Genomic DNA, 14,817 nt, shown 5'->3' with positions numbered 1-14,817 from the left:
AGGAATAGACCAATCATTAACCTTCTTAGTCATCTCAGCTTCAATACTGTATCTATAGTTATAGTCGCCAACAATCCCATCTGAATGAAAGACCGCTTTAAATTTAGTAAGACTTTTATTCCATTGAATATACTCTAACTCAGGAAGACCTCTTTCTACGTTCTTTTTGCATCACTACAGCTGATGCTGCTGTATAAGCTCACGTTTCAGCTCCCACAATGCTTCGCTCAGATTAACCCGGTAAGCCTCCGCATTCAGCTTGCGCAAATATTGCGGCCAAAACCATTCGAATTGTTTGAGATGATAATCTCTAATTTGCTCCAAGCCCGGCAGCTCGTATGCAAGTTCTCCGTCAATAAAGATCGGTTTTAATAACGGAAGCGCCTCATAATGCTCAATATATTTATGAATATAAGGGTGAATCGGATCAAAGAGCTTAATTCGCTCTCCCTTTGCGATATGCTGTTCATCCTTCAGCGCAATATAATCCGCCTCCGCTTTGCCCGTCTCCTTGTTAATGATCCGGTAAAGCGATTTGAAGCCTGGCGTTGACACCTTCTCCGGGTTCGCTGATATTTTGATTACCGGTTCATAGCCGCCGTTTTTCTCGCGCGCGACAAGCTTGTATACGCCTCCGAGCGATGGCTGGTCTGCTGCGGTAATGAGCTTGGTACCTACACCCCAGACATCGATCTTGGCTCCTTGCGACTTTAAATTCGAGATAATGCCCTCATCAAGGTCATTGGATGCCACGATTTGCACATAAGGAAAACCGGCTTCATCCAGCATCTTCCTAGCCATCTGCGATAAATACGCAAGGTCCCCGCTATCAAGGCGAATCGCATTCATTCGCTTTCCTTGCTTCTCCAGCTCCCTTGCGATTTGGATCGCGCTAGGAACACCGCTTTTGAGCGTATTATAGGTATCTACTAGCAAGGTTACATGATCAGGAAGCGACTCCGCATACGCACGGAACGCCTCTACCTCCGAGTCATGGCCCTGCACCCAGGAATGGGCGTGAGTTCCTTTGGCCGGTATTCCAAACATCATCCCCGCACGCATATTCGAGGTGGCATGGAAGCCCGCTATGTAGGAGGCTCTTGCTCCCCAAATGGCAGCATCAGCCTCCTGCGCGCGTCTTGTGCCAAACTCGAGTAAAATATCATTCGCTGCAACCTGCTTGATCCGTGCAGCCTTCGTTGCGATTAAGGTCTGATAATTCATCATATTCAGGATTGCCGTCTCTACCAGCTGCGCTTCGAATACGCGTGCCTCCACGCAAAGCAGCGGCTCATTCGCGAATACAAGCGTTCCTTCTTCAACGGAATAGAGATTGCCGGTGAAACGAAATTTTCTTAGCTCCTCAAGAAACTCCTCTTTATAATTTTCCTCTTGCGCACGCAAATATGTAATTTCTTCTTCTCCGAACGACAGCGCCCGGATATAAGATACGATTCTTTCCAGCCCAGCAAAAACAGCGAAGCCATTGCCAAAAGGGAGCTTGCGGAAATAGGCTTCAAATACCGCTCTCTCGTTCAAGCTCCCCTGGAGCCAGTGTGCATACATCATATTAATTTGGTATTTATCGGTATGAAGTGTTAAATTCGTATCGCTCATCCCCATCTCTCCCTTCCCTATTATTCTTTCCAATACCCATTCCTTTCACTCTTGTACCTGTATACAAGAAGAAACGGCAATAGCCGTCCCCTTTTAGAGCGCGGCGCGTTTCATTCCGAGATATATAGAGAATGGATAGCCTAAGGATATAATTTCCTAAATTTAAAACAAAAATAGCGCTGCTGAGATTGGATGGCTCCTCTCAATAGCGCGAAATCGCTTGCCTGCTCTTGCGATTAGGCTTGTTATTTGAACCAGCCCTTCTCCTTGAAGCGGGTAATTGCCTCAATGCGGTTGCTTACGTCGAGCTTGTCTAGAATGACGGAGATATAGTTGCGTACCGTTCCCGTTGTGATAAACAGCTCACTGGCTATTTCTTTCGTATTCTTGCCATCGGCTACAAGAACAAGCACTTCCTTCTCGCGTTCCGTTAAAGGGTTTTCTTGGCCGTAGGCTTCGTCAACCAGCTCAGATGCAAAGATGCGCCGGCCAGCCATGACACTGCGGATCGAATCAGCCAGCTCTTCGCTCGGGCTGTCCTTTAGCAAGTACCCGCTCACGCCCGCTTTGAGCGCACGTTCGAAATAGCCGGATCGTGCAAAGGTGGTCAGAATGATTACCTTGCAGTCTTCCCCCTTCAGCTCCTCCGCGGCATCAAGCCCTGTTTTGGCAGGCATCTCGATATCCATAATGCAAATATCCGGTTTATGCTGATGGACTAGGTTGACAGCATCCTCACCATTACTCGCTCTTCCGACGACCTTCATATCCTCTTCCAAATCAAGCAAGGAAGCGAGAGCGCCAAGCAGCATGCGTTGATCCTCAGCAATGACGATTCTAATCATACCCTCCATCCCCTCTCTCCAATTGCATTAGATTTGTTTAATCACATTAGGTATTTTAATGACTAGCGTTGCACCGTCTTCGTTAACGATATCCAAGCTGCCGTTCACGAATTCCAAACGTTCCTTCATGCCTTGAAGACCATGCCCACCGTAGTTGCGGGCCGATTCGGGAATACCTACCCCATTGTCCTTCACCATGAGGAGCAGTTCTGCGCGTGAGGACTGAATCGTAACGGTACAGGTAGAGGCTTCGCTATGTTTGACTACATTCGTAACAGCTTCCTTCAAGCACATGCTGAGCACATTCTCGGTTAATAAATCCGTCGTGCCCAGCTTGATATTCCCTTCGAATTCAAATTCGATTTCGGCTGCTTTCAGTATCTGCTTGATCCGAAACATCTCGTCTTCGATACGCGTGCCTCGCATTTGGGTAACCATTTCCCGAACTTCCTTAAGTGCGGTTCTAGCCGTCTGGCGAACGTCGTTGATTTCCTCCTGCGCTTGAGCGGGGTTTTTAAGCATCAGCTTCCCGGCTAAATCGCTTTTCAAGCCGATCAAGGAAAGCTTCTGTCCGAGCGTATCATGCAGATCGCGCGCGATCCGTTGCCTTTCTTCCAGCTTGACGAGCTCCGATATCCGTTTGTTGGCATCCTCAAGCTGTCCTTCCAGCTGGCCTTGCTTGTTTTTGTTGTAGGTATTGAAAGGCAGCAGGATGACCACGATCAAGCTGATGAGAATAAACGGAAACTGCGTGAAAAACAAAGAGTTTTGTGTAGCAAAGCCATAATTGACCGTAATGAACGTGCTGACGATATGGATCGCATACAAAGTAAAAAATCCAGCCCTATTCTGAATATTCCCGATAAAAAAAGCTAAGAAAATCGAAAAATAGACGTAGCTGAACAACAAAGTCATCGCAATCGATATGACAATCTGCACACTCGTCCAGAAATATACGAGCCAGCCTTTGGATACAAAGGAGAGCCGGTAGCATATAAAAAACAAAATAATCATAATGATGCCCGATACAGCCTGATAAGGAGTGGATGAGCGGAATATAAAATAGAAAGGCAAAATACAGAATACGACCCACACATACGGGCTCAAGCCTGTATTTTTATGAAAGATTTGATACCATTTGTTCATCGTCGTTCATCCTTTGTGTTAAAGCCGAATCGAGCTGCAAGGAGCGAGCATAGTACCATTTTATCACATACATCACAACACGTATTTATTTTACTTATCGGTTTACATACGAGAAGCCAGCCTGTGAGGGCGTGGCTTCATGGTCGTCTATTGGGCAAACGTTATTTGAATTTCAAGCTTGGCTGAGTGGCTTTAAGCTTATCGGAAGCCGATTGTACCTTCCGAAGGCGATGCTTAATGCCTTTAAAGCTGACGAATTTCTTGTCCGTTTCGTCCCACAAGCGGAATTGCAGCGACTCCAAGCTTTCGCTTATCGTAATCGTCGTTGCTTTATGAAGCGGAGGCGTCGCATTATGCGCTTTCTCCAGATTGTAGTTAGGAACCTTAGGGCTTAAATGGTGGACATGGTGGAAACCGATGTTGCCTGTAATCCATTGCAGCACTTTAGGCAGCTTATAGTATGAGCTTCCGTCAACGGCTGCGTTCACGTAGCTCCATTCATCTTCATGCTCAAAGTAGGAATCCTCGAACTGATGCTGTACATAGAACAGCCAAATGCCCAGCAAGCCTGATACGAAGAACACCGGTCCTTGCACGAGAAGGAAGGACTGCCAGCCAATTGCCCAAATCAGAAGCGCATATAAGCCTACGATTGATGCATTCGTCAAATAAGTATTCATGCGTTCCTTGCGTCTAGCGCCCTTTATGTTGAAACGGTATTGGATAAGGAAAACGCCGATTGGACCAAGTCCGAACATAACAAGCGGGTGACGGTACATGCGGTAAGCAAAGCGGCGCATAAACGGCGAAGCCGCGTATTCCTCTACTGTCAGAATCCATAGGTCGCCAGTACCTCGTTTGTCGAGGTTGCTGCTTGTTGCGTGATGGATGGAATGCGAGTTTTTCCACTGTCTATAAGGAACGAGCGTGATAACGCCTGTAATTGTCCCAAAAATGTCATTCGCTTTTTTACTTTTAAAGAAAGAGCCGTGACAGCAGTCATGGAAGATAATGAAGGTACGGATGACAAAACCTGATGTAAGCAGCACGAGCGGTGCCGTAAGCCAATACGAAATCGAGAGACTATAGTAAGCAGCAAACCAGAGCAGAACCAGAGGCACTAACGTGTTGATAAGCTGTCTGATGCTGGACTTCAAATCCGTTTTTTCAAATGGGGCAACTTCTTTCTTCAGGTGAGCGTGCTTCAGCTCTGTCATCGCATTCTTCCTCCTCAATATGACGCTTAGGAGTGTCCGTGGCGTCTATCGCAGTATTCTAACTTTATTGTAAAGAAAAGCGTCATGCGTTCACAGTCATAAGTGTCATTTGTTTGTATGACAAATGTCATATATAACGCTGAAAACCAACCAGATATATGTATGTGCTCCTACTAAAAAGAAAAAAAGCTATTCAAAAGAGGACCTCGCCTCTTTTGAATAACTCAATGCCGTTTACGCTTTATTAAATAGCCCAATTTCCTTTGCGGAAAATCGGAACGACTGTGCCGTCGATCTTAATACCGTCGATATCCATGTCCGCGGAACCGATCATGAAATCGTTATGCGTGATGCTTGAATTGACGCCGCTAGCTTCAAGCTCTTCAGGAGACATCGTTTTGCCGCCTTCAATATTAAACGCATAGCCGCTTCCGATTGCAAGATGATTCGATGCGTTCTCGTCGAACAACGTATTGTAGAATAGAATGTTGGACTTCGAAATCGGCGACTCATGCGGCACTAGCGCGACTTCGCCTAGATAGTGCGAGCCCTCATCGATATCGACCAGCTTCTGCAAAATCTCTTGGCCTTCCTCGGCTTCTACCTTAACGATGCGGCCTTCCTCGAACGTCAACTTGAAACGATCGATGATGTTGCCGCCGTAGCTAAGAGGCTTGGTGCTGGATACATAGCCGTTCACGCCGGTTTTGAGCGGCACCGTGAATACTTCCTCGGTCGGCATATTGGCCATGAACGGGATGTTGTTCACGTTCGTGCTGCCGGCTGCGACCCAGATGTGCTTCTCGGGCAATTTGATCGTCAGATCGGTGCCGGGCGCCGTGTAATGCAATTTTTGAAAATGGTTCTGGTTAAGCGTCTCGCCTTTGCTATGTAGATTCGCATTGTGCTCTTCCCATGCTTTCACCGGATCGTCCGCATGAAGCCTCACGGATTCAAAGATCGCTGTCCATAGCTTCTCGACCGCTTCATCGCCTGACTCCGGGAATACCTTTGCCGCCCACTCCTTGCCGGCAGCCGCTACAACCGTCCAGCTTACTTTGTCCGATTGGATCGCTCTGCGGAATTCCTTCAACCCTTGGCCGGATGCTTTCTGGAAGCTTGAGATGCGGCTCGAATCGATCCCCTTCAGCAGATCGGGGCTTGAAGAAACGATTGAAATAAAGGCCGCCCCGCGTTCCACGAAGGAATTGCGCTTGCCTGTTTCCCACTCGGGAAATCTAGTGAATACGTCCTCGGCAGCCTTCTCGTATTTCAAGCGCGATAAGGAATCGTCCATCCAATCGACATGTACGTTGCTCGCTCCCGCCTCATACGCTTTCGCAGCTATTAACCTGACTAAAACGGCCTGATCGACTGCCCCCGTTACGAATACCTCTTGGCCTTGCTGTACGTTAACGCCTATTTTCACAATTAATTGTGCGTATGTTTCTAAATGATGTTCAAAACCGCTCATAAATTCGCATTCTCCCTTCAATCCTGCTTCTAGGCTTTACTTGTTGTCCCCTAAATTGTATCGAAAATACAAGCCTACAGTCAAATAAGGGATTATGAATAAAACAAAGACCGCTCCCCTTAATCGGAGAGCGATCTTCGTTAATGTACAGGCAGCTATTGAATAGCCGTCCAAATCAGCTTCGCAATCTCAGCACGCGTTACCGTTGCTTTTGGAGCGAATAGGTTGCCGCCTTTACCCTCCAGAAGCCCGAGTGACTGCGCATCTTCAATCGACGCTCGTGCCCATGGCGAAGCTTTTGCGATATCGGCAAAAGCTTGACCATTTGACGAAGGTGTTTGTGCGCCATTCAAGCGTTCATATAACCGAACGATGATTGCTGCCGCTTCCTCGCGCGAGATCGTAGCCTGCGGTCGGAAGGCGCCATCATAGCCTTTCACTAGGCCAAACTCTGCAGCCTTTGCCACATAACCGGCATAATAGCTGTCGGAGGAAATATCCGAGAATGGACCGGATACTGCCTTGACGTCAAGGTAACCTAATGCTTTCACTGCAATGACAGCAAAGTCTGCGCGTGTAATGGCTTTCCCTGGCGCAAAATGCTCCGCGTCCATGCCGGTTATGGCATGCCTTGCCGCCAGTTTGGAAACATAGGCCTCTGACCAATGCCCAGCCGTGTCCGCAAATGATTTCTTGTATTCAAAAATCGAATACATAGAGAAATGATCGGTTTCGAACGTTACCTCATTTCCATTGAACGAGCCCGGGACATAGGATGCTTGTCCGTTGTTCAAATCATACACGCCGGCATAATCGAGATCGAGAGCTGCAAGCTCTTCCGCCGAAAGTGTTCTCGTTACTTTAATCGGCTTATTAAAGCTATGAATTACTGACGGGCTTCCTGAGCCACTGCTCGTTTTCAGCTCCAACGTATAGACAAGCCCTGTTTCTTTAAAGCTTTTTTCCTGGCTGGCTGCACTGGAAACCGCAGTTGTTGTCGCGTCCGTCTGCCTCTCATTCACAAACCATTCCACGGAATCTGCTGCTGTCGCTGTTTCCGGCAGCGCATCTGTCGGAATATCCAGCGTGACCGCGTGCATAGCGATGCGAAGCGGGTGATTGCTTTGCTGCAAGGCGCGGATACCTTCTCCGCTCATCACAAGCCCGTTCCCTCCGGCTTCGTTCGCGCCAACTAGTCTCACTTCAATGGATGCTCCCGCTGCTGCACCTTCAATTGCCGTTTTGATCACGTTCGCATCGAGCTTGTACTCGCCAGATTTGCTGGCTGTAAGCTCAATCACCCCTTTGACCGGCGGTGTCATTGGCGTCGTATCAGCTTCTCCCGTATGGAAGCGCCAAATATCCGAGCGTCCCGCTCCACCAAATTCATCCTCGGCCAATGCGAACCACTCGTATTCGCGGTTCTCGTTCAGCCCGTTCCATATGCCCGAAGCCTCTTGGCCGCTTTCGGCTTGAACCTTGTCTCCAATTTGATTGGCTGTATACACCCGCACCCCGAAATAATCGGTTGCGACACGTTTGTTGGAAGCGCCCAAATCCAAGTCCACGGAAAACTCGTCCTTGCCAGGGAACTCCTTCGGATCGTAGTAATTGTAATCGTCAAGCGTAGGCGAATAGGTTTTCATATGCATCTTGTTGTTCTTCATATCGAATTGCATGAGCCTGATGTAACCCAAACCGCCGTCTTCCGCGCCTTGGTAATCAGCAAGCATCTGGTAGACATTACGATCCGTTTTGCCGTCCCCGTCATCGTCAATCGCATCGAGCTTCAGCTCCGCGTCGTGGTAATGACCTGACAAGGTAGCGAATACGTTCTTGTTAGGCAGAACGACGCGCTCATACACCTTGTCCGCAATCGGAGCCCGGTTGCCGGAAACAAGCAAATATTCGTGGAATGCCAGAATCGCTTTCCGGTTCGGATATTGCTTCACGATCTTATCCATCCAATCGATCTCGGTATCGCCAAGGCCCCAGCCCATATAAACGATAATGAAATCGTTGCCCCCTGCGGATACGAGATCATAATGGCCCATATTGTTCTGGTAAGAGCCGCCAAAGGTAGGCTGATCCTTGAAGCGATCCTCGCCGAACCATTTCCAATAGTCCACATAGGAGCCCTTCTGATGGTCAACGTCATGATTGCCTGCCAATACGCCGTATGGAATCTTGGCATCATCAAGCACCTTCATGTTTTTGTCCGCTTCCTTCCACTGGTACTCCTTATCCGATTCGTCTACGATATCCCCGGTATGAATGACGTATTTAATTTTGTTTTCATCCATATGATCCCGAATCCATGCCACATTATCGCGATAATATTGGAAATACGTTTCGGAGTAATACTGCGTATCGGACATCCATACAAAAGAGAAATCATAAGGGTCATCCGATTCCTGAACCTGGTCCTGCACCATTACTTGGATGCTGTTCCCATCGCGGTATTGGCCGGCTGCCACCTCAGCGCGAAGCTCAAAATCCGCGTTCCCCGCCACGGTCGTGTCGAGCATTTCCCATTTCTTCGCGTCTGGATTCCATGCATATAGGCTGACCAAGCGGCCTTCCAGCGATTTCCCTGTCCAGTTGATTGCGACGAGATCCGTATCCTTCACCGACGGATCAAGCGTAATCGCGAAACGCTGGTAGGGGAATTGCTCCATTGAATCGTCTATCTTATATTGACCGTCAGTCTGGCTGATTGCCTTGTAGTCTTCGACCGTAAACGCCTTTTCGCCAGCAGGCGCCAATTCCTTCGGAGGCTCTACGTCCGCTGCGTTGCTGTAGGCGTTGAAACCTGCACTAGCATTCGCATCATATTTGAATCCTTGGAAGAACGTTACCTTCATGCTGTCTCCCAGCGGATCCTTCACCTTGACCGACAGCTTAACGGAACCGCCAAGATTGGCAGCATCCTGAACAGGCGCTACCAGCTCCGGACCAAGCGGGTTCTCGTCTGGCACCGTGAAATGAATCTCCGCTTCTGCCTGATTGCCCGCCATATCCGCTGCTTCAACCTTGAAGCTGTGCGAGCCCGGGTTAAGCTTCGCCGACGAGGTCGCATACGGCAGTGTGATCGACACGCCGTCAAGCAGCGCATGGGATGACTTCACTCCGGCAATCGGATCGTTGATGGCTGCATCGATGACGAAGCTGCCTCTATAATCCTTTCCTTCTTCAAGGGAAGGGTCAATGACAGGCGCGGTATTATCAACCTTCACCTTGCTGGTAATGGTCCCTAACGTACCATGGCTTAACGTGAGCGTGTGCTCGCCATCCGCCATTCCCTTCGTTTGCCATACGTATGCCTTGGAGTTCAGCTTCTCGCTTGGAATCGCCAATTTGAAATCAATGAATTCATGTTTGCCCGCACTGTCGCCCATTTTGAGCGAAGTCGATTTATTCGCGAACGCGGGGTCATAAATTTCCGTACCGTCCGCAAGCACCAGCCTTACGTTGCGCACCTCGAAATCGTCCTTATTCTCCTCTGGACGGTTGTCGAACGGTCCGGATTTGGAGCCTGCATAAATAGACAGGATATTCTCGCCCTGCTTCAGCCGATCGGCCGAAATCGGAACCGTGAGCGTTGACCAAGTCGGAATCGGGTCAAGGAACGTATTCAATATCTCCGTTCCCTGTACGACCGCATTTTTGAAATAATAATTGACGCCTTGAACCTCGAAGGCGAAGAAAGCATCGCGTTCAACCGCATTGTACGTGCCCTCTGTTAAAGGCTTCCCGTCTATAGCGAGCGTAAGCTCATCGGCTGCAGCCGCTTCGCTCGTTCCGCGCAAAATTTTGGTGCCTGCCACAACCTCGCCGTCCGCTGCGTTAAGACGAAGCTCCGAGCGGTCAGCGCCGCCAAGAATAGCAACCTGCTTCGGCTGCGACGACACCGTATTGATCCCGTCGGAAACCTCGTAATAATACGTGATATGCTTCCGGCCAATGAGATCCGGAGAGAACAGCATATGATGATATAGGCCATCATCGTAGCTTTTCGTCAAATAGACCGGTGTATATTCGCTCTGGATGTCGGATTTATAATACAGGAGCACCGTTTTGACCAATTGCTCATCCTTCGCGTCAACCGCGATTGCCAGACTTTTGGATTGGTCAATCTCCGATTTATCCGTTAAGTCCGCAATCGATGGCGGCGTAACGTCTGCGGTTATATGCACCGGCACCGCTGGCGCTTGTCCTTGTACAAGGCTGCCCGGTGTAGCAGCGCCCCTGCCAGGGCTGTACTTAATCATCGTAGTCGTGCCGTCCGCTGGATACTTATAAAAAATGCCCTTGTCCGGTTTCGTCTCCTCGTCATTATCGTAATAGGCCGCAGTAACCTCGATGCCGCTGTTCGTCGATATGACCATCGCGCGTTTGCCGGCGTTAGCCATGCCATCACTGTAAAGCTTGAACAAATTCACGCCTTCCACAAGCTGCGTTCCGCCATAGTTCGAATTGAAATTGGCTGCGGTTGCCGCCGTATTACCGCTGTTAATGACCCAAAACACGACCGTTCCGCCCGCTGGAATTACCGCATCCTCTTTGGAGGATGGCCAGATGACGTCTGCCGAGGGACCCGAATCGGTGTAACGATAACGGATTTTATAGTCCTTCAGCTGGATAGGCTGATCGGTATTGTTATACACCTCGGCGAATTCGTAGCCATCACCGCCATTCATATTTGTGGAATCCGGCACAAGCTCGGTTAATAGAAGCACCGGCGCTTTCTGCGGATCGAATTTATCGAGGTGAACCGTTACCGGATATTCTCCCGAACGAATCGAATGGGAGCCGTCGCTCGCCTCGATATAATAAACCATTGTTGCGTCTGTAATCGCTGCATCCAGAATGAGCGCCTTGTAGCTGCCGCTAGAATAAACGAGCGGTGCAGCTGTGAAGGCAAGCGAAGGCGCCGTCTTGTAATAGATCGTCGCTTGAAGCGCTGCCGGCTTCTCATCCGTAATCGCTGCCGTTACCTCGATGCCGCCGCTTACCTTGGCATAGCTCGTCCCGGTTACCGCTGGGGCGGCGTTCGGCATTTCCGGCAAGGTTACCGTTTGGGCAGGCACCTGTGAAGATTCAGTAGTTCCAGGCGTAGCAGCAAGCGTTCCAGGCAAATCCTGCATGCGCATATTTTTGCCGCCATCGATCGGATACGCATAGAAAATGCCTTTGTCCGACACGGTTTGCGCATCTTTCTGATAGGATGCAATAGAGAGATCAAGACCATTGCTGTCCTTGATGACCAAATCCCTGGCCGAACCATTGGCCATGCCGTCGTAGGCTCTTGTGCGGAACAGGTTATCGTTCAGCACAAGCGAGGTTCCGAACAGCGTATTGAAATCACTTGCCGTATAGCTGCCGTTCAAGCTCGTCTGAATCCACAGCACGATCGATTCGCGCGATGGAATGTTAACCTCGTCAGCCGTTTCAAGCGCCCAAGCAACATCGCTGCCGGGACCTTTGTCGGGATAGCGGTAAGCCAAGCTGTAATCGTTGAAATCCACTGTTTTGTCCGTGTTGTTATACACCTCAATGAACTCAAAGGCATCGCTGCTTTGGCCTTGCACGTTCGTGCTGTCAGGCAGCAGCTCCGTAATGAAGAGAGGCGGAACCTTGCTGAAATCAAAGCTGTCCGTACGCACGACAACCTCATACGTAAGCGTCTTTGCCGTCTCAAGGCCGTCTGACGCTTCGATGTAATAACTTAAAGGGGAAACGGTCAGCTGCTCTTTCGGAATTACCGCTTGAAAGCTGCCGTTTGATTCCGTCATCGGAAGTACCGTGAAGGCTGCATCTGCCCCCTTCTTGTAATACACGCTTGCCGTGACTGCTTTCCCGGAAGACTGGGAGATGCCGGCTGCAACCGTCAAGTCCTCTTCAAATGAAGCGTTCGTCAGCGGGGTGTGCGTAATAACGGGAGGCAAGCTTGGCTCACCCGGCACTTGAGCCGGATCGATAACACCAGGCGTTGCCGCCTTGGTCCCCGCTCCCGGCATCATCACCATATTCGGCGTTCCATCTACAGGATATGAATAATGGATGCCCATATTTTCTTTCGTCTGATCGTCAGTCTGGTAGGAAGCGATCGAAATGACGTTATCGCTCTTATCCTTGATGATCAAGTCTCTCGGCGCGCTGTTGTGCAAGCCGCCTTCGGTTTTAACTTCGAACAAATGAACGCCGTCCTCCAAGGCGGAGCCGTAATTGGCGTTGAACTGGCTGACCGCGAGGGCCGGATTCAGCTCATAAATTGGTTTCCCCTTCACCCACATCACGATTGGCTTATGAGCAGGAATGATGACTTCTTGATCCGTCGACAGCGTCCACGGTATATTTTGCTCAACGTTAGATGTGTTGTAATAGTGGTACACCAGATTGTATTGATTGAAATCAATCGGTTCATCCGTATTGTTATATACCTCGATGAACTCATACGCGTCGTTGCCGCCCACATTTTTGGAGTCGGGCACGAGCTCTGTGATCATTAATGCCGGCAGAGCAGCTGCTGCTGCTGCCGTGTTCGATGGATTTATGGCGCCCTCATCCGCGTAGCCCTGCTGGGCTATGGCCCCGAATAACATGGTCATTAAGGTTACGGTGGATACCCACTTGCGCAACGGTCTGAATTTGACTTTCACTTGACTAACACACTCCCCTATTTCGTTTGCTTTCTTTAATCATGGACGTACCTCTCGTACGCCTGCTCATAAATGTGCATATACTCACGGACGCCCATCGTATCCAACGTGGATAGATAGCTGTCCCACTCCGCAAACGGTACGCTGCCATTTATGAATTTCAGCTCCATATCGCTAATATAGGCTTCCAAATCGGCACCGACCGTTAACATGAACAGCTCATCATCCTTGGTGAAGCTGAATTTGCCCCAAACTTCCGCAACCGCATCCGGCCTTGCCTTCTCCGCTGCCATTAGCGAACCTTTCATCGATTCCGATCCTCTAAAATAAGACTGGCGCACAAAGCCGGGATAGCTGCCTCCGAGCCAAGTCACATAGGGCATCAACGTTTGATCCATCGTTAATCCGTCTGGATTATCCGTAATAAAGGGCAGAAATTGGAGCTGTCCTTTTTCATCCTTGGCATAGGTTACGCCTTCCTCTCCCATAAAGAAAAGGGCGGCTCCCTCCTCGCCAAAGAAATAATCCATCCAGCGCACAGTGGCTTCGGGATATCTATTCGCGCTCGTTACGGCAAATGCGCCTGGATGAACGAGAGGCACCTTCATTTGCGTATACAGGCGATCCCCGTATGGTCCTTGAAGCGCGCCGAGGCCGATATATTCGTCCCTGCCCATAACGGCTGCCGGGTTAGGCACGATCATTGCACCGAGTAGACCCTCTTTCCCTTTCGCATTCAGCGCGTTCTCTTTAATCGAGAAAATTTCCTTGTCCAATAATCCATCTTTTTTTAAGCCATGGATATATTGCAGCATCTCTTTGTATCCGGGCAAAGCTTTCGTAAACCGCAGCTGCTGCGTAAGGGGATCTACGTCAACGAACTTATGTCCTAAGCCGCGATTGCCCAGTCCCCAAGCTCCCTTTAGCTGATTGATCAGCGTACCGACCCCAACTCCGCTATAAGGAATTTCATCGCGCTTGCCGTTGCCGTTCAAATCAGCCCCTTTAACCGCCAGCAAATAAGACCGGAATTGCTCCGTCGTTTGGGGCTCCGCCATGCCGAGCTCGTCCAGCCATTGTTTGTTCACCCAAAGCGGCGTACCAATCTGCATGGATAAAAATTCGGGATCGTAGAAGGACGGAAACGAATAGATAAGCCCATCCGGCATGACAAGTCCTTTGCGCAGCATCGGATACTTTTCCAGCAGCGCTTTAAAGTTTGGCGCATAGTCCTCAATCAGATCATCGAGCGGAATAAGTATGCCTCGCTTTCCGTATGAGGCAAGCTCCTCCGGCGTTAGCCGCGCAGAGTAGAAGCCATCCGGAAGGTTGTCACCTCCCAGCGAAAGCGCCCGTTTCTCCGTCAGCACATCGAACGGGACAAGCTCAAACCGAATATTCATATTCGTAAGCTTGGCGTAATTCTTCCACACGAGAATATCCTCAAACGGATCTCCGTTACTCGGCGACTTGCCCGTAAAAAACCTAAGCGAAATCGGTTCGCCCACAATCGGCATGCCCGGCTGCACTGCGGCACGCTCCGTATCGCCTGTCGCAGGATCAGCCTTGGCATTGCAGCTGGCCAGCAGCACTGTCATTAAAATCCATGCGGCCGCTGCATATTTATAAGCTCTTTTCATCTGTTGTTATCCTCTTCTCATCTCACCCCGTTACTTCGGTTCATGTTGCAGCCCGATCTTATAACGGCGCGTATTTTTTGTGAATCATCGATTTTTAAGAATGTTTCCCCTTCTTATGAAATCGCATTAACATGGGGAAATCGGGCAGGAACAGCCCTATTTCTTCGCGTTCTACAAGCTCTATTTACAAAAAAACAACATACCGAACATACCGCT

At 49.5% G+C, this 14,817-nt stretch carries 7 protein-coding genes; all 7 read right to left on the bottom strand.

The genetic code is table 11. The annotated features are described in order from the left end of the window. Window positions 1-174 precede the first annotated feature (174 nt). The 7 genes from FHS16_RS11800 to FHS16_RS11770 all read right to left on the bottom strand — a co-directional run bounded on the left by FHS16_RS11800 (window position 175) and on the right by FHS16_RS11770 (window position 14,601). The gene (locus tag FHS16_RS11800) at window positions 175-1,617 is read right to left on the bottom strand and encodes a nicotinate phosphoribosyltransferase (protein ID WP_183562239.1); all 1,443 of its coding nucleotides are present in this window, start codon (window positions 1,615-1,617) and stop codon (window positions 175-177) included. Between the two features lie 245 nt (window positions 1,618-1,862). Next, window positions 1,863-2,462: a response regulator transcription factor gene (locus FHS16_RS11795; RefSeq protein WP_183562236.1), complete on the bottom strand. Its 600-nt coding sequence runs from the start codon at window positions 2,460-2,462 to the stop codon at window positions 1,863-1,865. Window positions 2,463-2,489: 27 nt separating this feature from the next. After that, complete coding sequence (locus FHS16_RS11790; protein ID WP_183562234.1) at window positions 2,490-3,608, bottom strand: sensor histidine kinase; 1,119 nt, start codon at window positions 3,606-3,608, stop codon at window positions 2,490-2,492. A gap of 161 nt (window positions 3,609-3,769) precedes the next feature. Continuing rightward, a complete protein-coding gene (gene desA, locus FHS16_RS11785; RefSeq protein ID WP_183562232.1) occupies window positions 3,770-4,825 on the bottom strand; it encodes a Delta(5) desaturase DesA in 1,056 nt (351 codons plus the stop codon). Between the two features lie 244 nt (window positions 4,826-5,069). After that, window positions 5,070-6,299 carry an aminopeptidase gene (locus FHS16_RS11780; protein WP_183562230.1) on the bottom strand — a complete coding sequence of 410 codons (1,230 nt, stop codon included), beginning with the start codon at window positions 6,297-6,299 and terminating at the stop codon, window positions 5,070-5,072. A gap of 155 nt (window positions 6,300-6,454) precedes the next feature. After that, the gene (locus FHS16_RS32435) at window positions 6,455-12,961 is read right to left on the bottom strand and encodes an S-layer homology domain-containing protein (RefSeq protein WP_183562228.1); all 6,507 of its coding nucleotides are present in this window, start codon (window positions 12,959-12,961) and stop codon (window positions 6,455-6,457) included. 35 nt (window positions 12,962-12,996) lie between these two features. After that, window positions 12,997-14,601, bottom strand: coding sequence for an extracellular solute-binding protein (locus FHS16_RS11770; RefSeq protein WP_183562226.1), 1,605 nt, complete (start codon window positions 14,599-14,601; stop codon window positions 12,997-12,999). Window positions 14,602-14,817: the final 216 nt, after the last annotated feature.

It is taken from the genome of Paenibacillus endophyticus, assembly GCF_014192395.1.
Taxonomy (GTDB): Bacteria; Bacillota; Bacilli; order Paenibacillales; family Paenibacillaceae; genus Pristimantibacillus; species Pristimantibacillus endophyticus.
Note: the sequence above shows the minus strand (reverse complement) of the source record. Positions and strands in the feature narration are given on the sequence as shown.

What these genes read in the sequence shown, in the direction of transcription:
- FHS16_RS11800 (WP_183562239.1), bottom strand. Translation starts at nt 1,617, where the DNA reads ATGAGCGATACGAATTTAACACTTCATACCGATAAATACCAAATTAAT.
- FHS16_RS11795 (WP_183562236.1), bottom strand. Translation starts at nt 2,462, where the DNA reads ATGATTAGAATCGTCATTGCTGAGGATCAACGCATGCTGCTTGGCGCT.
- FHS16_RS11790 (WP_183562234.1), bottom strand. Translation starts at nt 3,608, where the DNA reads ATGAACAAATGGTATCAAATCTTTCATAAAAATACAGGCTTGAGCCCG.
- desA (WP_183562232.1), bottom strand. Translation starts at nt 4,825, where the DNA reads ATGACAGAGCTGAAGCACGCTCACCTGAAGAAAGAAGTTGCCCCATTT.
- FHS16_RS11780 (WP_183562230.1), bottom strand. Translation starts at nt 6,299, where the DNA reads ATGAGCGGTTTTGAACATCATTTAGAAACATACGCACAATTAATTGTG.
- FHS16_RS11770 (WP_183562226.1), bottom strand. Translation starts at nt 14,601, where the DNA reads ATGAAAAGAGCTTATAAATATGCAGCGGCCGCATGGATTTTAATGACA.